Source organism: Yersinia thracica, assembly GCF_902170565.1.
Taxonomy (GTDB): Bacteria; Pseudomonadota; Gammaproteobacteria; order Enterobacterales; family Enterobacteriaceae; genus Yersinia; species Yersinia thracica.
In genome coordinates this window covers 1-21,658 of record NZ_CABHXX010000002.1, presented here as the reverse complement: position 1 = coordinate 21,658, position 21,658 = coordinate 1, and the positions used below count along the sequence as shown (strand labels likewise).

Sequence of the window (21,658 nt, the reverse complement as noted above, 5' to 3'; positions counted from 1 at the left end):
GAATGCCTTTGTACCTGTTTTAGCTATGAATCAGTCACGGAAGTTATTGAACTGGAATGGTTGGCCCAAATCAGCACCACGAATCAATGCCATCACCCCCTGCAAATCATCACGCGCTTTACCGGTAACCCGAACTTGTTCGCCCTGAATCTGTGCCTGAACTTTCAGCTTGCTGTCTTTAATCAGCTTAACCAGCTTCTTCGCCTGAGCACTTTCAATCCCTTGCTTCAATTTGGCATCCACACTGTAGGTTTTGCCACTACGATCCATTTCTTCCGGGATTTCCAATGCCGCCCCTTCAATGCCGCGTTTGGTCAATTGAGCACGCAAAATATCCAGCAGTTGTTCAACCTGGAAATCAGATTCACTGGCCACTTTGATACTTTCGTTCTTTTCATTTAGCTCAAAACTCGCAGGAACATTACGGAAATCCCAACGGTTTGCCAGATCACGGGTGGCGTTTTCCACTGCGTTGCGCACTTCTTGCATATCAATTTCAGATACGATGTCGAAAGATGGCATATTCCCTCCTCCTGATAAGATGAATGGCAAGCATAATAACCGCTTTATCCCAACAGACAAAGCCAAGTGCTGACAATTGCTCAACTCCCACACAATTCTGGGTAAAACCGGTTTGTAGCTAACTCTGCGTTTTATGACCAAAAAGTCTATAATCACGCATAATACTGAGAAAAATACAGTATCTTTCCGCCCATACCAAGGAGGTCTCAATGAAAATTACTGTGCTTGGTTGCGGAGCTCTCGGGCAGTTATGGTTATCAGCGCTATACCAGCAAGGCCACGATGTGCAAGGCTGGCTTCGTGTGCCACAGCCCTACTGTTCGGTTAATGTCATATCCTTAGGTGGCGAAGCATTCAATCAGAATCTCCCCACTAATGATCCAGAGCATTTGTCAAAAAGTGAACTATTATTGGTTTGCTTAAAGGCATGGCAAGTATCCAGTGCCATCACCGGCTTACTGCCCAAACTTAACCCCGAATGTAAGATTTTACTGTTACACAATGGGATGGGCACGCAAGAAGAATTACCACGGGATGACCATCTCTTTCTCCATGGTGTTACCACTCATGCAGCGCGCAGGGATGGCAACACTATCGTCCATGTCGCCAGCGGTATTACTCATATTGGCCCGATGTCCTCTGTTACAACCGATATCAGCCAATTGGCCGATGTTTTGCATCAGGCCCTGCCGGACGTAGCCTGGCATGACGATATTTCTGCGGCATGTTGGCAAAAACTGGCGGTAAACTGCGTGATTAATCCGCTTACCGGCCTATATAACTGCCGCAATGGTGATTTGCAGCGCTATCCAGAGCTGATTGAGAAATTATGTGCTGAGATCGCCGGTGTGATGGAGATGGAGGGCTACCATACTTCAACCAGCAGCCTGTTAAGCTATGTCAATGATGTTATCCAGAGCACCGCCGATAACATCTCGTCACTATTACAGGATTTACGCTGCCAACGACACACCGAGATAGACTACATCACCGGCTACTTACTGCGGCGCGCACGCAGTCACGGCATGACCTTGCCAGAGAATGCCCGGTTGTATGACTTAATTAAAAGTAAGGAAAATGAGTATGAGCGTATCGGCGCTGGTTTGTCTGGCTCCTGGTAGTGAAGAAACCGAGGCCGTCACCACCATTGATATTCTGGTGCGTGCAGGGATTAACGTCACGACCGCCAGTGTCGCCAGTGACGGCGCACTGGAAATTGTGTGTTCACGCGGCGTCCGGTTACTGGCCGATGCTCGCCTGGTGGATGTGGCGGATCAAAAATTTGATGTGGTGGTGCTGCCCGGCGGGATTAAGGGCGCGGAATGCTTTCGCGACAGCCCATTGTTAGTCGCCACTGTAGAACAAACACATAAAGAGGGCCGTTTGGTCGCCGCCATTTGCGCCGCACCCGCCTTAGTCCTTGAACATCACCAGTTATTCCCGGTTGGGAATATGACCGGTTTCCCCGCATTAAAAGATAAAATTGACCCGACAAAGTGGATGGATCAGCGGGTAGTTTACGATCGGCGGGTTAATCTGGTGACCAGCCAAGGGCCAGGAACATCCATTGATTTCGCACTAAAAATAGTTTTCTTATTACTCGGACGGGGAAAAGCCGAAGAAATTGCCTGGCAGTTGGTACTACCGCCAGGGATTTATAACTATACCCTTCGGACTTGAAGCCGCAGTAGCCGTTAACATCCCGCAACGAGGCGTCGCGAGCGAAAGGAGTTTGAGTGCGCACTGCGCGCAGAACCCGGAGCGTACACGTAGTACGTGAGGAGTTCGAGCACAGCTCAAGCTCAAAATCCACACGCGCAGTAGCCGTCAATTATTCAAAAACTATGGGCGGTAAACTTTCACATTGGTATAGCCCTGCTCGCGCAAGTAAAGCGCCTGCAAACGGCTCATCACACCGCGATCGCAATATAACAGATAGCTTTTGCTCTGATCCAAATTGGCAAATTGCGAACTCAATTTATAGAATGGCAGCGCACGGACTTCAATTCCGTCTAACTTCAGTGGCTTTTCATCCTGCTCATCGGGCGCACGGATATCCAGCAACACATCGGTATCCGCCAGCTCGGCGACAGTTTCAACTTCAACCACCTGCTCACGGCTTTGTTCAGCAATTTCACGGATATCGACGTTTTTGGCCTCATTGACAACTCGGTCCAAAATGGAGAAATCAAAGTGAGATTCCTCTTCTTCAATTTTGGCTTTAACCGCTTTCACCGTCGGGCTTTTTGAAATCACACCGCAATATTCTGGCATGGTCTTAGCAAAATCTTCGGTGCCGATTTGACGCGCCAGATTGATGATGTGCTCTTTGTCATGCGAGATCAGTGGGCGCAGGATCAGCGTGTCAGAGGCATTATCAATCAAACGCAAGTTGGTCAATGTCTGGCTGGACACCTGCCCTAGCGCTTCACCGGTGACTAGCGCTTGCACGCCATAACGTTCTGCAACTTGAGACGCCGCGCGCACCATCATGCGCTTCAACACCACGCCCATCTGGCCATCTTCGACTTTTTCAAGAATTTCGCCCACCACCGGCTCAAAATCAATGGCAACAAAACGCACCCGATGGGAGCTACCAAAACGATTCCACAGATAATGGGCAACTTGCTTCACCCCAATCTCATGGGCGGAGCCACCAAGATTGAAGAAACAATAATGCACGCGGCAGCCACGACGCATCAGCATGTAGCTGGAGACACCCGAGTCAAAACCGCCGGAAATCAGAGATAAAACATCTTCCTGCGTCCCAATCGGGAAGCCGCCCAATCCTTCATGACGCGCCTTGATCAGGGTCAGCTTGTCCTGATCAACTTCCAAATGGACGGTTACCTGAGGATGAGTCAGTTTAACTTTGGCACTTTCAATATGTTGATTCAGACCGCCGCCAACATATCGCTCAACATCACCCGATGAAAACTCATGTTTACCACGGCGTTTCACCCGAACACAGAATGTTTTCCCGATCAGAGTGTCACGATAGGCTTCCAGCGTTTGCTCGAAAATATTGTGCATATCAGTGTAGCTGCGATCTTCCACTTCGAGAATATGGTGGATCCCTGGGACACGGGTCAGAGCATCACAAATCTGTGGGCCAAGATTGTCATCTTTAGTCCGGATTTCAATATGATCCCAATGGCGAACCACCGCGAGGGTATCGTCCTCAAGGTTTTTCAATACATTGCGGATATTGGTGGTGAGGATCTTAATGAAGCGCAATCGCACAGATTGACTCTTGATGGTGATTTCTGGGAACAATTTAATGATAAACTTCATGGCGGTCTTTAGTTGTCTGGTTATGGAGTGATGGCGTCGCTATTGAGAGCAACAGTCAAAAGTGTTAGCGAAAATATGCAAGCCGAGGAGTATATCACTATATGATGTGCTGCTGCGTACTAAAAACCGGACTTAAACGTCACGATTTCCCCTTCATTATCCGCTAGAATAGCCGGTAATACATTTTTGACCTGAAGAGTTGCTCTCTGTAAGCAGGAAGACGTTACGCGCCATCAAGGTTACGTTTCATAAAAATACCGAGTCGAATAAAACTATGCCGAAAAAAGCCGCATCACCTGAAACCAAAGCCGCCAGTTTTGAGACATCGCTCAGCGAACTGGAACAGATTGTTACTCGCCTGGAGTCCGGCGAGCTTCCGTTGGAAGAGGCATTAAATGAGTTTGAGCGCGGGGTGCAGTTAGCACGTCTTGGGCAGCAAACCTTGCTGCAAGCTGAACAACGCGTTCAAGTTCTGTTGAGCGACGATGTTGATGCGCCATTAACCCCTTTCACTCCAGATACTGAGTAGCCTTATGTCTAACACTCACTCCTCAGTGGACTTCAATCAGCAGCTTGCCGCGCACCAGCAGCGAATCAACCAGGCTCTGTTGGATTTCATTGCGCCACTTCCTTTTGGCAACAGTGATTTGGTTGAGGCGATGCGCTATGGTGCCGTGCTGGGTGGTAAGCGGCTGCGCCCTTATCTGGTTTACGCCACCGGCCAAATGTTCGGCCTGTCACTGACCAGTTTGGATGCCCCTGCGGCGGCAATTGAATGTATCCATGCTTATTCATTAATTCATGATGATTTACCGGCGATGGATGACGATGATTTGCGCCGTGGGCAACCCACTTGCCATGTGAAGTTTGGTGAAGCCAATGCCATTCTGGCCGGTGATGCATTGCAAACGCTGGCATTTTCTATCCTGGCGGAAGCCCCAATGCCCGGTGTGGCCGATAAAGACCGCCTGTCGATGATTGCAGAATTAGCCCATGCCAGTGGTGTTGCGGGCATGTGTGGCGGTCAGGCTTTGGATCTGGAAGCTGAAACCCGCCAGATTGCACTCGCTGACCTTGAAAAAATCCACCGCCATAAAACCGGTGCGTTGATCCGTGCAGCCATGCGTCTCGGCGCGCTGGCAGCCGGTGCCCCTGGCCGCGATGCATTACCATTGCTAGACCGTTATGCCAATGCCATCGGCCTGGCCTTTCAGGTGCAGGACGATATTTTAGATGTTATTGGTGATACCGCTACAATTGGTAAGCGCCAGGGGTCAGATCAGCAACACGGAAAAAGCACTTATCCGGCACTTCTTGGGTTAGATTGCGCCAAAGCCAAAGCCATGGACCTTTATCAGGAAGCCCTTAGCGCCCTGAATGAGCTGTCAGAGCAATCCTATAACATAGCGCCACTACAGGCTTTAGCCTGTTTCATTATTGAGCGTGATAATTAGAAATATACTGGCAGTCCGTGAATGCCTACTTAAACTTTTGATATGAGCATCGAATGAGTATTGATATAGCCAAATACCCGACATTGGCACTTGCGGAAAATCCTGAAGAACTGCGCATGTTGCCGAAAGAAAGTCTGCCGAAGTTATGTGATGAACTGCGGCAGTATTTGCTTGCCTCTGTCAGCCGATCCAGTGGGCATTTTGCTTCTGGGTTAGGTGTGGTTGAGCTCACTGTCGCGTTGCATTACGTCTACAATACGCCGTTTGATAGCCTGGTGTGGGACGTCGGCCATCAGGCTTATCCGCACAAAATATTAACCGGCCGCCGTGAGCAGATAGGGACCATTCGCCAGAAAGATGGTTTACATCCTTTCCCATGGCGTGATGAAAGTGAATATGACGTACTTTCTGTCGGCCACTCCTCAACCTCCATCAGTGCGGGTTTGGGGATGGCGGTTGCCGCCGAGCGTGAAGGTAAAGGCCGGCGTACCGTGTGTGTGATTGGTGACGGTGCCATTACTGCCGGTATGGCTTTCGAAGCGATGAATCATGCTGGGGATATTCATTCAGACATGCTGGTTATCCTTAACGATAACGAAATGTCTATTTCAGAAAACGTAGGCGGCCTGAACAACCATTTGGCCCAGTTATTATCTGGCAAACTCTACGCCAGCCTACGAGAAGGCGGGAAAAAAGCACTTTCGGGTTTACCGCCCATTAAAGATTTGCTGAAACGCACCGAAGAACACCTGAAAGGCATGGTAGTACCCAGCACCTTATTTGAAGAGTTGGGCTTTAATTATATCGGCCCGATTGATGGCCACGACGTGCAAGCCTTGACACAAACATTGAAAAACATGCGCAGCCTAAAAGGCCCGCAACTGTTGCATATCATGACCAAGAAGGGCAAAGGCTACGCCCCAGCGGAAAAAGATCCCATTGGCTGGCACGCTGTACCTAAGTTTGATCCGGCCTCTGGCACCTTGCCGAAAAGTCAGGGCAACTTACCCACTTACTCTAAAATCTTCGGCGAATGGTTATGTGAAACCGCCGCTAAAGACAGTCAGTTAATGGCGGTAACACCCGCAATGCGTGAAGGTTCGGGGATGGTGCGCTTCTCGCGTGAATATCCGCAACAATATTTTGATGTGGCGATAGCCGAACAACACGCCGTGACCTTTGCTGCTGGTTTAGCTATTGGTGGCTACAAACCGGTCGTTGCTATCTACTCGACTTTCCTGCAACGGGCTTATGACCAGCTGATCCACGATGTTGCTATCCAGAATCTGCCAGTATTATTCGCCATTGACCGCGGTGGTTTAGTGGGGGCCGATGGCCAAACCCATCAGGGCGCATTCGATCTATCATTCATGCGTTGCATCCCTAACATGGTCATCATGACTCCAAGTGATGAGAACCAGTGCCGCCAAATGCTGCACACCGGCTATCACCACCAAGGGCCTGCGGCCGTGCGTTACCCGCGAGGCAATGGCACTGGCGTAACATTAGAGCCACTAGAAATAATGCCGATTGGTAAAGGGATCGTGCGCCGCGAAGGTGAAAAAATTGCCATCCTGTGCTTTGGGACCTTGCTGGCACAGGCGCAAATTGTCGCCGACAATCTGAATGCCACACTGGTAGATATGCGTTTCGTTAAACCATTGGATGAAGAGTTGGTACTGGAACTGGCTGCCAGCCACGAAGTACTGGTTACTGTAGAAGAAAACGTCATTATGGGCGGTGCGGGCAGTGGTGTGAATGAACTGCTAATGGCAAAACGCCAGTTAGTGCCGGTGTTGAATCTCGGTTTGCCAGACCACTTTGTTCCACAAGGTGAACAAGATGAAATGCGTGCTGAATTTGGTTTAGATGCTGTAGGAATACAGCGCCAGATTGAAGCCTGGCTGGAGTAATTTAGACAGATAACACAGTGAGCCAAGGGCGGGCACTCCGGTGGCTCACCCCATTACGCCCCGAACGGAGCGTTTCCTTGGCTCAGCTTTACCTGCAACTTGAAAGATGACGGGTATCAATAGAATAAGTCTATTGGCCAGTAGTGCCCCACGACAAAAATAATCGCCGCCGCAACCACCCCGGCGATGATGTCATCCACCATGATGCCCATACCGCCATGAACGTTGCGATCAAACCAGCGAATCGGCCAAGGCTTCCAGATATCAAAAATACGAAATGCCACAAACCCAGCGACGACCCATTGCCAATCATTGACTGGCAATGCCATCAAGGTAATCCACATTCCGACAAATTCATCCCAAACGATACTGCCGTGGTCATGAACTTGCATATCTTTGGCGGTGCGATGACAGATATAAACACCAATACAGATGCTAAACATCACGGCCAGAGAATAGAGTTGCCAGGGTAACTGAATCAATAACAGCCAGAAAGGAATCGCAGCAATAGACCCCATGGTGCCCGGAGCCCACGGCGATAAACCACTGCCAAAACCCGTCGCCAACAAGTGCCACGGATTAGATAACCGCAGACGACGTTTGGCTTCATCCATGCTATTACCTACCATGAGGGTTACCTGCTGAGAAATGATCAAAACCACGTAAATTCATCTCAACCGCCTTACCCTCACGGAAGAATTTAACCCCTTCCGCTTGTGGCCCAATCTGACCAATACAGGTGTAATTTGCGCCCGTGTGACTCAATGCAACTTTCAGTGCACCTCGGTTTATCTCCGGTACAGTAAAGCATAGTTCGTAGTCTTCACCGCCGCTCAATGCCCAGCGCAGAGCTTGATCAGCATTCACCTGATTTTTTAGTGCATCAGAATACGGCAAAGCATCCAGCTCAATACGTGCGCCGCAATGACTGGCTTTCAGAATATGTTGTAGATCAGAAATGAGACCATCGGAGATATCAATAGCCGAGCTGGCAAGGTCGCGCAAAGCCTGCCCCTGCAAGACCCGAGGCTGTGGCCGCAAATGGCGATGAACTAGCGCCGCCCTGTCTGCCTCATTGTCAACCAGCAACTCATTTTGTAAAATTGCCAAGCCAGCGGCACTGTCGCCTAATGTCCCGGTCACATAAATCCAGTCACCAATCCGAGCGCCAGCGCGTTTCAATGCTCGCCCTTCAGGGACTAAACCTTGGATGGTCAACGTCAGGCTCAGCGGCCCACGCGTAGTGTCACCGCCGATCAATTGCATACCGTAATAATTAAGCTGATCAAACAAGCTATCACTGAATGATTGCAGCCAATCTTCATTAACATTAGGTAGGGTCAGAGCAAGAGATAACCAAGCGGGGTCGGCTCCCATAGCCGCTAAATCGCTAAGGTTTACCGCTAAAGATTTGTATCCGAGATCGGCCGGATCAATATCAGGAAGGAAATGAATGCCCGACACCAATGTATCGGTACTGATGGCCAACAGCTGTTTTTCTGCCACGGTAAGAAGTGCGCAGTCGTCTCCAATACCCAGCTCTACATCTCGGCGATTACTTCTGAACCGGTCAAAATAGCGGGTAATGAGGTCAAATTCGCCACATGCCATAATACAATTCCAGAAATGTTAACTGATCAATAAATTAAGGCCGGGATCCGGCCTCAATTCAAGTCGTTAATGCAACGAATTATTTTCGTTTACGCACCGTCGGAGCCACCTTATCCAGCACTCCGTTGACGAACTTATGGCTATCTGCTGCGCCGAACGTTTTGGCGAGTTCAATAGCTTCATTGATTGCCACTTTATAAGGGACATCATCACGTTTGCTCAGTTCAAACAGCGCAATACGCAGAACCGCTCTTTCAACCTGACCTAATTCTTCGAGCTGGCGGGAAAGAACAGGCGCCATTAGCGCATCCAGAGATGCGGCATTAACGGCAACCCCGGACAGCAATTCGCGAAAATAGGCGATGTCTACATCTTTGACATCCTGCTCAGACAGGAACTGTAATTCAACATCAGCGATGTCGTTTTTAGACAACTGCCAAGAGTAGAGCGCTTGAACAGCGCACTCACGAGCGCGGCGACGAGCAGCAGGTTTCACGGAATTCCCCTTAACTTAACTAAATTCAGCCTTTAATAGCTTTGATTACATTAATCATTTCAAGCGCGGTCAGGGCAGCTTCTGCACCTTTATTACCTGCTTTAGTACCCGCACGCTCAATTGCCTGCTCAATACTTTCTGTGGTCAGCACACCAAAAGCCACTGGGATATCGCTGTTCATGGCGACACTTGCCAAACCAGAACTCGCTTCACCAGCAACATATTCAAAGTGCGCCGTGCCCCCACGGATGACTGTACCCAGCGCAATGACCGCATCGTAACGATTTGTTTTTGCTAACACATTAGCAACCAGCGGCAATTCATAAGCACCCGGCACCCAAACAACAGTGATGTTGTCGTCGGTTACCTGGCCAATGCGCTTCAGGGCATCAATAGCACCTTCCAGCAAGCTGTCATTGATAAAGTTGTTAAAACGCGCAATTGCAATCGCCACGCGGGCATTAGGAGTAGCAACAACACCTTCGATAACGTTCATAGCTTTCCTCAATATAGGTTCATACCCCGCAGGGGGGCGGATTCTATCATATTCTTTCACGCCCCGCCCCTGCGCATTTGTAAAACGCTGGCAAGACTATGATTGGCAGAGTGAATCCCTGCCGGATAATTCATCAATACTTCGGTTTCAAGCGCAAACGCAAGTCTGGCCCCACCTGGCGCACATCACTAAATGTAAACTCTGGGGCATCAGAGAGGCAGGTTAACCCCGCTAACTGGCATAAACCTCGGGCATCACTGCCTAACAATTTTGGTGCGATATAAAGAATTAACTCATCAACCACACCGGCCTGCAACAAAGCACCCGCGAATTGTGACCCAGCTTCAACCCAAACAGAATTAATTTGCCGCTTACCCAATTGCATCATCAATAAGACTAAATCTACCCCATTACCATGTCGGGGCAGCAACAATTGCTCGACATTGCCAGGCCATGTTTGCTCATCCGCCTCAACCCGGGCTAACCAGCATGGGCCATCTTGCTGTATCACCTTGTGCTCTGGCATCACACGGTTATGGCTATCGACGATAACGCGAACTGGCTGACGCAGGCTATCTTGAGGATAGAGCGCTTGAGTTTCTGCATCAAACTCCTGCCAGCGCAGAGTAAGCGAAGGATCATCGGCCAATACTGTGGCACTGGTACTGAGGATGGCGGAGCTTTGCGCCCGAAAACGCTGCACATCCTGACGTGCCTGTGGCGAGGTAATCCACTGGCTTTCGCCAGAAGCCATCGCCGTGCGGCCATCCAAAGAGGCTGCCATTTTCAGTTGCAGATAAGGGAACCCAGTGCGCATGCGCTTCAAGAAACCCAGATTAGTGGCTTCGGCTTCTGCCAGCATCAAACCGTGTTGAACCTCGATACCCGCTTGTTTCAGTTTATATAAGCCACGCCCGGCAACTTGCGGATTTGGATCCTGCATCGCGGCCACCACGCGCTTCACCCCTGCGGCAAGCAAAGCATCAGCACAGGGCGGTGTACGCCCATGGTGGCTACATGGCTCAAGAGTGACATAAGCGGTAGCGCCACGCGCTTTTTCACCCGCCATGCGTAAAGCATGCACCTCAGCATGGGGTTCGCCAGCACGCAGGTGATAACCTTCACCGACAATCTCCCCATCACGCGCCAGAACACAGCCGACATTCGGATTCGGTGACGTCGTAAAACGGCCCAACCGCGCTAACTCAAAGGCACGGGCCATATAAAATTCATCGGGCTGCATGGCTTTCCTTAGTTTTATGCGGTGACAATTAGCATAGTGCTAACGGCTTTACGGCTACCGCGACTAGTCCTGTAAACGGGCAATTTCTTCGCCAAATTCGCGGATATCTTCAAAACTGCGATACACCGAGGCAAAACGGATATACGCCACTTTATCCAGGCGTTTCAGTGCTTCCATCACCAGATTGCCGACCATTTTGGTGGGCACTTCACGTTCGCCGGTGGCACGTAGCTGAGATTTAATATGACTTATTGCCGTTTCGACATCGTCAGAGCTGACAGGGCGTTTTTCTAATGCTTTCAGCATGCCACGGCGTAATTTCTCTTCATTAAAGGGTTCGCGCACCTCATCACTTTTAATCACGCGCGGTAACACCAGTTCAGCCACTTCGAAAGTGGTGAAGCGCTCATTACAATCTAAACACTGACGGCGACGGCGCACTTGCGAACCATCGCTCACCAGACGGGAATCAATGACTTTGGTATCCACAGCGGCACAAAACGGGCAATGCATAGCGCTTCCTGATGGGTGAGCTTAAACTTAGCGACAGTTTAGCGCGAACTGCCGCGACAACAAAGGGCGGAAGCGGCAGTTTATGTCGATCAACTATGACGAAAGCTTTGGTTCATCGGATTTCGGTTCAAGAGGCTTCAACCATTCCTTTTGCAGTTCTAGCCAAACTTTACGGTCTGGGGATAACACGCCGAGAGGATCGAAAGGGTATTGGGCTGGTGTGCCCTTAACTAATATCTGAGTCACTAATCCATAGAGCCACTTTGCTTTTAACAAGTTTTCATAGCCTGGTTTATGACTTAAATCAGTTATTAGCTCCTTCAAATTTATTATGTTTCCCACGAATTGCATTTTTTCACTCTCTCTGTTTTTAAATAAGTTGGGAAATAGAAAAGAAGCAATAATATTAACAACCCGAGTCCTGATGGTTTTTTCTTTATAGGATAAACTTTCTATCAGAGTGTTTATCATTTTCGCTGCATCACGAACACCCTCATTTTTAACAGATTCTAAATTCTCATGGAATTTTGGCAGTTCTTCCATATTCAAATACATATTATCGATATAAAGCTTCTCCAGTCCCTTCAACTTTTCAATATGTTCTTTAAGTTCTATTAAACAACTTGAGTCTATATTTTTACTCTTCAAAAAATCGTGTTTATTTTTTATTTCATATGAACCTGAGAATGTTTTACATTCAAATACTACATCACTAACTGCGACTAAACCACGGGATATAGTATCTCGATGTTCTAACTCTCTCAAATTGTTATTGATACGTTCTATTTCTTCTTTTAGTTCTTTCTTTTCTTGTAACTCTTTTTTTATCTTTTCCTCATTAATTATTCTATCATTCTGTTTTTGTATTTGACTCTCTTTGTATCTAACTTCCTCATTAACTTCAGATGAACATACATCATCCACGACATATTTTCTGTCGATTAATTGATGCAACCCGTTACTATGCTTTTCTAATTTATAATTTTTATTAATTTCCGAATTTTGTTCTTTTTCTATGTTTGAAATTAACACATTACATCTGTCTGTACCTTTACTTTTCTCTAGATACTTATTTACACTAATTAGTATATCTTCCAGCGTCGTTACATTTGTGTTTCTTTTTATTAGATTACTTATTTTTGAATTTGCATCATATTCTACCCCCGTGAAAGCAGTCACTATCTCTAGTTTTATTTTTTCCAACGTAATGTTATTGCTATCAGACTTATCCTTTTGATCATCATTAGCAATTACAACTTGAGTATTACTCGTAGCACTCGAAATAACGGTCATTACCCCCCCTTAAATTTCAATGTAAACCTTAATATATAAAACACGTCTGTTACCGCCTAAACAATCGGTTAAAATTGAGTGGTTAGATATTAAATAAAGGGAAATACTCATAAAAAAAACAACTTAATGACTTATTATCCTTATTGATTTCACGTGGTAAATTAAAACAAAAAATACATTAACGAAGTGAATAATTAAAATAGCAATCTGTTTTAATAGAAACACTAAAAGGAAATAATTTAAATTAATGGATAATGATTTTTGCTGTGAGGAAATGGCAGGAAAATCGCTAATACAACAATAAAAAACCCTGACACCAGCAATACCAGTATCAGGGTTTTAGTCTTGCATGCTATCGCTTACAAGCTATTACGGCAGAATTGAAGGCTGGTCTGCACCTTCTTTCTCAACTTTTTGCTGCAACATATGCTCACGTTTCATGCCCAGTTTCAACGCCAGCGCGGAGGCCACGTAGATGGATGAAACTGTACCGATGGAAACACCGATCAGCATCGTCAGTGAGAAGCCTTGCAGCATCGCACCACCGAAGATAAACAGCATCAATACCACCATCAGCGTAGTTGCAGAGGTCATAATGGTACGGCTTAAGGTCTGGGTCAAAGACACGTTCATGATTTCGTAAGGCGTACCGCGACGGATCTTGCGGAAGTTCTCACGAATACGGTCTGATACCACGATACTGTCGTTAAGTGAGTAACCAATAACTGACATCAATGATGCAATGATGGTTAGGTCAATCTCAATATGGAACAACGACAAGATCCCCATGGTAATGACCACGTCATGCGCCAAGGCGATAACCGCCCCCAGCGCCAGACGCCACTCAAAACGGAAACCGACATAAACCAGAATACTCAGCAACGCCACCAACAATGCCATACCGCCTGCTTGGGCTAAATCACTGCCCACACTCGGCCCGACGAATTCGATGCGTTTTACCGATGCATTCTTATCAACTGACTCATTGATAACCGAGATGACTTTGTTACCCAATTCCTGCCCGGCAGTGCCGGTTGCAGGTGGCATACGAATCATCACATCACGGCTGCTACCAAAGTTTTGCAGGATTGGCGATTCAAAACCCGCCGTTTCCAGCGTATCGCGCAATTGATCCAAATCCGCAGGTTTTTCCAGGTTAATTTCAATCACCGTACCACCGGTGAAATCCAGACCCCAGTTAAACCCTTTAACGGAGATAACCGCAATGGATGCTACCAACAACAGCAACGAAATGCCGAAAGCGACGTTATCCCAGCGCATAAAGTCATAGACTTTACGGCCATAGTTCAGTTGTTCAACAGTATAATCCTGTGCCACAACGTACTCCTCAAATAGACAGCTTGTTAATGCGCTTGCCGCCGTAAAGCAGGTTGACGATGGCACGAGTACCGACTATTGCGGTGAACATTGACGTTATAACACCGATTGCCGTTGTAATGGCAAAGCCTTTAATCGAACCGGTACCCACAGCATATAGAATAATCGCAGTGATCAGCGTCGTTACGTTCGCATCGACGATACTCGAGAAGGCACCTTTGTACCCTTCATGAATCGCTTGCTGAATCGTTCGCCCGTTCCTGTACTCTTCTTTTATTCGCTCGTTAATCAGCACGTTAGCATCAACTGCTACCGCCAGCGTCAATACAATCCCGGCAATACCCGGCATGGTTAATGTCGCCCCCGGTAACAGAGACATCACGCCCACGATCAACACTAAGTTAGCCAACAGTGCAGTACTGGCAATTACACCAAATTTACGGTAGTAAACCACCATAAACAGGATAGACACCGCCAAGCCCCACAAGCAGGCTTCCAGACCTTGGGTAATGTTCTGAGAACCCAAAGTTGGCCCGATAGTGCGCTCTTCTACAATCTGGATTGGGGCAATCAATGCACCCGCACGCAGCAGCAGAGAAAGCTGACGAGCCTCAGCCGGGTTATCAATGCCGGTAATACGGAAACTGTTACCTAAGCGCGACTGAATGTTCGCGATGTTGATAACTTCTTCCTGCTTAACCAGAATCGCTCGGCCGTTAGCATCTTTTTTACCACTGTCTTTATATTCTACAAACAAAGTCGCCATCGGCTTGCCGATATTGTCCTTGGTAAAATTAGACATGACAGAACCACCCGCGCTATCGAGCGAGATATTAACCTGGGCTTGGTTATATTCGTCGGTGCTGGAGGTTGAATCGGTAATATGGTCACCGGTCAGGATAACGCGCTTGTACAAGACAACCGGGCGGCCTTCACGGGTATTTTTAACTTCGGAATCGCCCGGTACACGACCGGAGGCTGCAACAGTGGCGTCAACATTGCTGTTTACCAGACGGAATTCAAGAGTCGCGGTTGCACCAAGAATTTCTTTAGCACGTGCAGTGTCCTGAATGCCGGGTAACTCGACCACAATACGATCTGAACCCTGGCGCTGAACCAAAGGTTCGGCTACACCTAACTGGTTAACCCGGTTACGCAAAATCGTGATGTTTTGTTGGACTGCATATTCGCGCGCTTCCCGCAGACGGTCATCACTCATCACAGCTTTTAAGGTATTGCTGCCATTGGAGCCAATCACCAAGTCACGGTGGCGAGAAGAAAGGTAGCTGACGGCGTCATCGCGGGTTTTATCATCGCGGAAACGCACTTCAACACCATAGTTATCGAGCTTACGCACAGTGGCATACGGGATATTTTTCTCACGCAAATCGCTGCGCAGGGTATCCATCGTTTGCTCTTGCAGCTTGCCCAGCGCGGTATCCATGTCCACTTCCATCAAGAAGTGCACACCACCACGTAGGTCAAGGCCAAGCTTCATCGGCTCGGCACCCAACTTAGCAAGCCAGGAAGGCGTTGCCGGAGCCAGGTTTAACGCGATAACGTATTTGTCTCCCATCGCTTCCATCAGTGCCTCACGGGCACGCAACTGGACGTCGGGATCTCTAAAGCGAGCCAGGATTGCACCGTTTTCCAGCGCAATGGACTTGCTCGCTATGTTGTCTTTTTCTAAAACGTCACGGACTTGGACCAGCGTTGTTTCACTGGCGGCGATTCCTCGCGCACCAGTGATTTGAACAGCCGGATCCTCACCATAAAGGTTGGGAAGTGCATATAGCAGACCGATGAAGATCACAACGATCAGCATCAGATACTTCCACAAAGGATAACGGTTTAACACGGCAATTCCCTTCGGGAAAATCAAAAATTACAGAGCTTTCATTGTACCTTTCGGTAAAACGGCAGCAACGAAGTCACGTTTGATCATCACTTCAGTGGTGTCGTTCAGTGCGATAACGATGTAGCCCGTTTCCGCAACTTTAGTAACACGACCCAGTAAACCACCCGTGGTTAAAACTTCATCACCTTTACCGATAGAATCCATCAGTTTTTTGTGTTCTTTGGCACGTTTTTGCTGTGGACGCAGGATCATGAAGTAGAAAATCAGACCAAATACCACCAGCATAATCACCAGGGAGTACGGGCTGCTCTGAGCCGGGGCCCCAGCGGATGCGACAGCATCGGAAATGAAAAGACTCATTAAAATTCCCTCATTGTTATCAATATCAGTAGTGTGAAATCAGTGCGATAAAACAGAAACGGTGAATCCTAACTGTTAGACCGACAAATACAAAGGTAATAATTTTAAAATCAAACGCTTACTTGTGGAGATAATGGCGGAACAGGTTTCCCTATCCGACCATAGAAATCTTCAACGAAGTTCTCTAATTTACCCTCTTCAATAGCCTGACGTAAACCCGCCATTAAGCGTTGGTAGTAACGCAGGTTATGAATGGTATTAAGCCGCGCACCCAGTATTTCGTTGCAACGGTCAAGATGATGCAAGTAGGCACGGCTATAATTGCGACAAGTATAACAATCACAATGCTCGTCCAACGTTGCTGTATCACTCTTATGTTTGGCATTACGGATTTTTACGACTCCGTCAGTGACAAACAAATGGCCGTTACGGGCATTACGCGTTGGCATTACACAGTCAAACATGTCGATACCGCGACGTACACCTTCAACTAAATCCTCAGGTTTCCCCACGCCCATCAGGTAACGGGGTTTATCCTCCGGGATCTGTGGGCAAACATGCTCCAGAATGCGGTGCATATCTTCTTTTGGCTCACCGACCGCCAGGCCGCCCACAGCGTAACCATCAAAACCGATATCTACCAGCCCTTTTACGGAGACATCACGTAAATCTTCGTAAACACCGCCCTGAATAATACCGAACAATGCATTTTTATTGTTCAGTTCATCAAAGCGTTGACGACTACGGGCAGCCCAGCGCAATGACATTTCCATCGAACGCTTCGCATAATCCCAGTCTGCTGGGTAAGGTGTGCATTCGTCGAAAATCATCACGATATCAGAGCCGAGATCATTCTGGATTTCCATCGATTTTTCTGGGCTGAGAAAAACTTTATCGCCGTTGATAGGGTTTTGGAATGTCACCCCTTCTTCTTTGATTTTGCGCATCGCGCCCAAGCTGAACACTTGAAAACCGCCAGAATCTGTCAGGATAGGACCATGCCATTGCATAAAATCATGCAAGTCGCCGTGCAACTTCATGATTTCCTGACCCGGACGCAACCACAAGTGGAAAGTGTTCCCCAACAAGATTTGCGCACCGGTTTCGGCCACTTCTTCCGGCGTCATCCCTTTTACCGTGCCGTAGGTGCCGACAGGCATAAATGCCGGGGTTTCTACTACACCGCGTTCAAATACCAGACGACCACGACGGGCGCGCCCATCAGTTTTTTGTAATTCGTACTTCACATAACCTCCAGCATCAGAGAAACAGTCTGATGCGTGATTAAAAGGAGCGCATCATAACAACTGTCTAGCCCGCTACACAAGCCAGCCAGCTTAAGTGGTAATTATCGTTATCTGCATTATTCTGCATTTTTGTGCCATTGTTCTGGCACAAATTTGACACACTCACCACCGCGTTCTAATTCTTCCAGGCAATTATATACTTTTGCCGACCAAAGATGACCATCACCCATTCAGGTGCTAAACTCCTGCTATTAAAAAAATACGGATCTTTATGAATTCTATGGGAACGCCACTTTGCATTGATCTGGATGGCACATTAGTGCGCACAGATACATTAGTTGAATCATTCTTCATGCTGATTAAGAAAAACCCACTCTATGCTTTCGCATGCATATTATGGCTTATTCGTGGCAAAGCTGCGCTTAAGAACGAGATAGCTAAGCGCGTAACAATGAATGCGTCATCACTCCCTTATAACGAAAGCCTGCTCGCTATGCTTCATGAAGAGCATAGAAATGGCAGGGAAATATGGCTGTGTACTGCCGCAAATGAGAAAATAGCGCAATCAGTATCAGAACATCTAGGCATCTTCTCGAAAGTAATTGCGAGTAATGATACTAAGAATGTCTCATCATCAGTTAAAGCAGATGAAATTTTATCTCATACCGACTCGTTTGATTATGCGGGTAACTCATCTGACGATATTAAGGTGTGGGATAAGTCAATAGGCGCTATCGTTGTTGACCTGCCAAAGAAATTAATGAATAAAGTATCAGTACCAATTTTGTATAAATTTGATAGTGATAAAAAAACCATAAAATCATGGCTAAAGGAAATAAGAATTCATCAATGGGCAAAAAACCTACTAATTTTTATTCCAATATTGGCTGCACATGAGATAAGTAAATCATCACTACTATTAGATGCAATGCTTGCTTTCATTGCATTTGGGTTCTGTGCATCAAGCGTTTATCTACTTAATGACCTTGTAGACTTAGAAGCAGACAGAGAGCATAAAACAAAGAGAAACAGACCGCTGGCATCAGGGGCAATACCACTAATACATGGAATTATTGCTGCTGTTATATTGTTCATATTATCCATAATAATCACATCATATCTCCCAATACAGTTCGCCTTTGCATTGGCTTCATATTACGTTATCACTCTGGCATACTCTTTTTCTCTTAAAAGCAAGGTTGTGGTCGATGTCGCAACATTAGCAATTTTGTACTCAATGCGTCTCGTCGCAGGGGCAGCGGCAACGGGAATTATATTGTCAAACTGGCTAATTTCTTTTTCTATGTTTATTTTCTTCAGTCTTGCTATCGTAAAAAGAGTTGTCGAACTTAAAGCCGCTGAATCAGATGGAAAGATAAAGGGTCGAGGTTATTACCCTACTGACATACCATTGCTTTTATCATCGGGGATATCAGCTGGGTATATCTCAATCCTTGTTTTTGTTCTCTATATAGATAGCTCAGCTAGCTTGCAGAACTACAACAACCCTGATGTTTTATATTTAATCGCACCAATTCTTTTCGTTTGGCTTACCCGTGTGTGGTTGCTTACATGGCGTGGTGATATGCATGATGACCCTGTCGCTTTTGCTATTAAAGATAGAACGAGCCAGCTTATGGGTATTTGCATGGCAACCTTAATGATTTTTGCGGCGGGGTTTTAAATGTTTGGATATATCTGCTTATTTTTAAGTGCTCTATGCAGCGCTGCTGCAAGCATTGCTCTAAAATATCCTGATAAAATTGGGTTACTCTCAATATCATCTAATCCACTACTAATTAAGCTTCCGGCGATTGCTTTTTATGGTGCTGGGTTTGTGCTGTACAGTATCGGGCTTAAAGATATTGATGTTTCTCGAGCATACCCTGTGATGGTTTCCTTCGCCATCTTGCAGCTAATGATTGCTGGTATGGTTTTCGGTGAAACAATTTCAATAAAAATGATAGTTGGTGCCGTGCTTGTAATATTTGGCATCGTATTAATAATCTCAAAGTAGAGCATTAGAGATGAATAACAGAATATTAAAAACGATTTATATAGTTGTATCTTTATTTTTCTTGGCTTTTGTATTTAACGCTCAATCTCCAGGTATCAGAGGGGATGGTCATGAATACATACTGATGAGCCAGTCATTCCTTAATCATGGAACGCCACAACTTCGAGAAAGTAAAGATGTAGGTGATTTGGTTAATGCATTCAGACGAGAAGATGCTAAATTTAATAGCCCATTATATATATGTGGCAACGAAAAAGATTGCAGCGACTCAAAGTATGCAATGAATGGGTACTTCAAAGATAAACATGGAGACTTTTACTCTTATCACTTTTCATTCCTTTCTATTATAAATACCCCTGCGTTACTATTAACCAATAATTTTGATAAGGCACCAACAAAATCATTTTACCTCACTAATGCAGTATTTTTCCTAATATCCATTTTCTTTGTGCTTTTCATTCTAAAAGAATCCTTACTATATAGATTGTCACTTTTATTTTTTATTGTTGGACAAACAACATTTTTATACATGAAATGGCCTCACCCTGAATCAATAACAGTTTCTCTTTCCATTATTGCAATATGCCTTATAAAGAGAGAAAAGGTACTTCTAGCATCGGTCATTTTTGCATTGGCATCACTTCAGTATCCACCTCTTGGGTTAGCTGCCGCCATTGTGTTATTTTATGGTGTTGTAGCTGATGCGGTAGAGTCAAAACAAAAAAGTATAATTGATGTAATTAGAAATAAAAACCTAATAATAAAGTACATATCCTTTTCTTTTCTTAGCGGACTCATAGTATTGATTCCATCAATGTTTTATTTATATCATTATGGAGTCCCAAGTTTAATAGCGACTGGCTGGGCAAGAGCGGACTTAATATCAATGCGACGATTTATTTCAATGCATTATGATTTAAATCAAGGCTCCATACTTCTTTACCCAGCAATATTATTGCTAACTCCTATATTTGCTTTATTGTCAATTTTAAATATAAAGAAAAAAAACAATAGAACAGTGTTATTGTTAGTTTTCATAACAATAATTTCCACTATTCCGTCATTGTCAACGACAAACTGGAACTCTGGTGCGGATAATGTTATGAGGTATGCATTCTGGGCGTCTATACCTCTGGTTTTTGCATTTGTTGAATTTTTATTTAACATTAAAAACAAGATTATTTTTTGGATTTTATTATCACTATCAGTTTTAATCCAGTTGTTTACCTACGCATTGCAATATAATAATTCATATTTTAGCTTAAAAAATCTAAATAGCTCAAATGTTGCATTGTGGGCATATAAAAACATTCCAACCATATACAATCCAACACCTGAAATTTTCTGGGAGAGATTTTATGGCAAGGAAGTACCATTCAAAAATGTATATTCAGAAAAAGGGTACCCAGCATTCTCACATAATGGAAAAATAATGAAGGTACTTGTGCCAAATGAATACAAAATGCATGGAGAGTTATGCACAGATGAAAATACTGGTACTACATTTAGCGATGAGGGGTACACATATATAAACTTCAAGAATGGCTGCACTCCATTAAAACCTATCACTGATGGTGTTATTTTTATTAAGTAATGTTTCCGTGTCAGTAATGGATGTTGCTGACGCGGACTTTTAATTTCCTAATAGGGTTATAATAAACGTCTTAGATGACCCTGTTCTATTTTCGATATAGAAATTATTCGTATTAGCTGCCGAGATTGTGAGGTTGCCAGCAGTACCAGTGCTACCAGTGAGTACCCCTGTTACGACACTTATGTTAGTAGTTGTATTAAGACCAATTATTGCAGCTGACGGTGATGCATTAGCACGTAACCACACACTTCCCGCCGGGTTTCCTGGACCAGCACTCGAAACCGGTGCTATATGCATATTAGCTGTGAAATCACTGCCAGGTGCAGGAATTGTCAATTATGGTCTAAAAATGAGCCACAGTTATGCTTTAAAAGTGCGCCACTTTAAGACCGGTTTTTGAACCTAAATG

The 21,658-nt window shown here is 45.9% G+C and carries 21 protein-coding genes; 8 read left to right on the top strand and 13 right to left on the bottom strand.

Annotated elements, in window-relative coordinates; all coding sequences use genetic code 11:
* Nucleotides 1-30 precede the first annotated feature (30 nt).
* Nucleotides 31-522: a YajQ family cyclic di-GMP-binding protein gene (locus FTA91_RS00115; RefSeq protein WP_004393506.1), complete on the bottom strand. Its 492-nt coding sequence runs from the start codon at nucleotides 520-522 to the stop codon at nucleotides 31-33.
* Nucleotides 523-731: 209 nt separating this feature from the next.
* On the opposite strand from FTA91_RS00115, the gene panE reads away from it, so the two are divergent.
* Nucleotides 732-1,643, top strand: coding sequence for a 2-dehydropantoate 2-reductase (gene panE, locus FTA91_RS00110; RefSeq protein ID WP_145582758.1), 912 nt, complete (start codon nucleotides 732-734; stop codon nucleotides 1,641-1,643).
* A complete protein-coding gene (yajL, locus tag FTA91_RS00105; protein ID WP_050113263.1) occupies nucleotides 1,606-2,202 on the top strand; it encodes a protein deglycase YajL in 597 nt (198 codons plus the stop codon). Before panE ends, yajL begins: the two co-directional genes overlap by 38 nt.
* Nucleotides 2,203-2,364: 162 nt before the next feature.
* On the opposite strand, the gene thiI is transcribed toward yajL, so the two are convergent.
* Complete coding sequence (thiI, locus tag FTA91_RS00100) at nucleotides 2,365-3,816, bottom strand: tRNA uracil 4-sulfurtransferase ThiI (RefSeq protein WP_050113262.1); 1,452 nt, start codon at nucleotides 3,814-3,816, stop codon at nucleotides 2,365-2,367.
* A 274-nt stretch (nucleotides 3,817-4,090) separates the two neighbouring features.
* Between thiI and xseB the strand changes: the two genes are divergently transcribed.
* The 3 genes from xseB to dxs are packed head-to-tail and all read left to right on the top strand — an operon-like array spanning nucleotide 4,091 to nucleotide 7,183.
* Nucleotides 4,091-4,345, top strand: a complete 255-nt coding sequence (gene xseB / locus FTA91_RS00095; protein WP_038631488.1) for an exodeoxyribonuclease VII small subunit — start codon at nucleotides 4,091-4,093, stop codon at nucleotides 4,343-4,345.
* Between the two features lie 4 nt (nucleotides 4,346-4,349).
* Nucleotides 4,350-5,270, top strand: coding sequence for a (2E,6E)-farnesyl diphosphate synthase (gene ispA, locus FTA91_RS00090; protein ID WP_050113261.1), 921 nt, complete (start codon nucleotides 4,350-4,352; stop codon nucleotides 5,268-5,270).
* Between the two features lie 53 nt (nucleotides 5,271-5,323).
* Nucleotides 5,324-7,183: a 1-deoxy-D-xylulose-5-phosphate synthase gene (dxs, locus tag FTA91_RS00085; protein ID WP_050113260.1), complete on the top strand. Its 1,860-nt coding sequence runs from the start codon at nucleotides 5,324-5,326 to the stop codon at nucleotides 7,181-7,183.
* Between the two features lie 116 nt (nucleotides 7,184-7,299).
* On the opposite strand, the gene pgpA is transcribed toward dxs, so the two are convergent.
* From pgpA to tgt, 11 genes are all read right to left on the bottom strand, one after another.
* Nucleotides 7,300-7,797 (bottom strand): phosphatidylglycerophosphatase A, encoded by a 498-nt coding sequence (pgpA, locus tag FTA91_RS00080; protein ID WP_050113391.1) that lies wholly within the window; start codon nucleotides 7,795-7,797, stop codon nucleotides 7,300-7,302.
* A 4-nt stretch (nucleotides 7,798-7,801) separates the two neighbouring features.
* A complete protein-coding gene (thiL, locus tag FTA91_RS00075) occupies nucleotides 7,802-8,794 on the bottom strand; it encodes a thiamine-phosphate kinase (protein WP_050113259.1) in 993 nt (330 codons plus the stop codon).
* A 79-nt stretch (nucleotides 8,795-8,873) separates the two neighbouring features.
* Nucleotides 8,874-9,290 carry a transcription antitermination factor NusB gene (nusB, locus tag FTA91_RS00070; RefSeq protein WP_005166503.1) on the bottom strand — a complete coding sequence of 139 codons (417 nt, stop codon included), beginning with the start codon at nucleotides 9,288-9,290 and terminating at the stop codon, nucleotides 8,874-8,876.
* Between the two features lie 25 nt (nucleotides 9,291-9,315).
* Nucleotides 9,316-9,786, bottom strand: coding sequence for a 6,7-dimethyl-8-ribityllumazine synthase (gene ribH, locus FTA91_RS00065; protein ID WP_004393184.1), 471 nt, complete (start codon nucleotides 9,784-9,786; stop codon nucleotides 9,316-9,318).
* Between the two features lie 133 nt (nucleotides 9,787-9,919).
* Complete coding sequence (gene ribD, locus FTA91_RS00060; protein ID WP_050113258.1) at nucleotides 9,920-11,029, bottom strand: bifunctional diaminohydroxyphosphoribosylaminopyrimidine deaminase/5-amino-6-(5-phosphoribosylamino)uracil reductase RibD; 1,110 nt, start codon at nucleotides 11,027-11,029, stop codon at nucleotides 9,920-9,922.
* A gap of 63 nt (nucleotides 11,030-11,092) precedes the next feature.
* On the bottom strand, nucleotides 11,093-11,542 hold the full coding sequence (nrdR, locus tag FTA91_RS00055) for a transcriptional regulator NrdR (RefSeq protein WP_004393175.1): 450 nt from the start codon (nucleotides 11,540-11,542) through the stop codon (nucleotides 11,093-11,095).
* Nucleotides 11,543-11,635: 93 nt separating this feature from the next.
* A complete protein-coding gene (locus FTA91_RS00050) occupies nucleotides 11,636-12,835 on the bottom strand; it encodes a hypothetical protein (protein WP_145535386.1) in 1,200 nt (399 codons plus the stop codon).
* Nucleotides 12,836-13,204: 369 nt separating this feature from the next.
* Complete coding sequence (secF, locus tag FTA91_RS00045; RefSeq protein ID WP_050113256.1) at nucleotides 13,205-14,173, bottom strand: protein translocase subunit SecF; 969 nt, start codon at nucleotides 14,171-14,173, stop codon at nucleotides 13,205-13,207.
* A 10-nt stretch (nucleotides 14,174-14,183) separates the two neighbouring features.
* Nucleotides 14,184-16,031 carry a protein translocase subunit SecD gene (secD, locus tag FTA91_RS00040; RefSeq protein ID WP_072082503.1) on the bottom strand — a complete coding sequence of 616 codons (1,848 nt, stop codon included), beginning with the start codon at nucleotides 16,029-16,031 and terminating at the stop codon, nucleotides 14,184-14,186.
* A 27-nt stretch (nucleotides 16,032-16,058) separates the two neighbouring features.
* Nucleotides 16,059-16,391 (bottom strand): preprotein translocase subunit YajC, encoded by a 333-nt coding sequence (yajC, locus tag FTA91_RS00035; RefSeq protein ID WP_005166605.1) that lies wholly within the window; start codon nucleotides 16,389-16,391, stop codon nucleotides 16,059-16,061.
* A 110-nt stretch (nucleotides 16,392-16,501) separates the two neighbouring features.
* Nucleotides 16,502-17,638 carry a tRNA guanosine(34) transglycosylase Tgt gene (gene tgt / locus FTA91_RS00030; RefSeq protein WP_050113254.1) on the bottom strand — a complete coding sequence of 379 codons (1,137 nt, stop codon included), beginning with the start codon at nucleotides 17,636-17,638 and terminating at the stop codon, nucleotides 16,502-16,504.
* Nucleotides 17,639-17,909: 271 nt separating this feature from the next.
* On the opposite strand from tgt, the gene FTA91_RS00025 reads away from it, so the two are divergent.
* The 3 genes from FTA91_RS00025 to FTA91_RS00015 are packed head-to-tail and all read left to right on the top strand — an operon-like array spanning nucleotide 17,910 to nucleotide 21,249.
* Nucleotides 17,910-19,322, top strand: coding sequence for a UbiA family prenyltransferase (locus tag FTA91_RS00025; protein WP_145535389.1), 1,413 nt, complete (start codon nucleotides 17,910-17,912; stop codon nucleotides 19,320-19,322).
* Nucleotides 19,323-19,655, top strand: a complete 333-nt coding sequence (locus FTA91_RS00020) for a DMT family transporter (RefSeq protein ID WP_145535392.1) — start codon at nucleotides 19,323-19,325, stop codon at nucleotides 19,653-19,655.
* 10 nt (nucleotides 19,656-19,665) lie between these two features.
* Nucleotides 19,666-21,249: a hypothetical protein gene (locus tag FTA91_RS00015; RefSeq protein ID WP_145535395.1), complete on the top strand. Its 1,584-nt coding sequence runs from the start codon at nucleotides 19,666-19,668 to the stop codon at nucleotides 21,247-21,249.
* Nucleotides 21,250-21,658 lie beyond the last annotated feature (409 nt).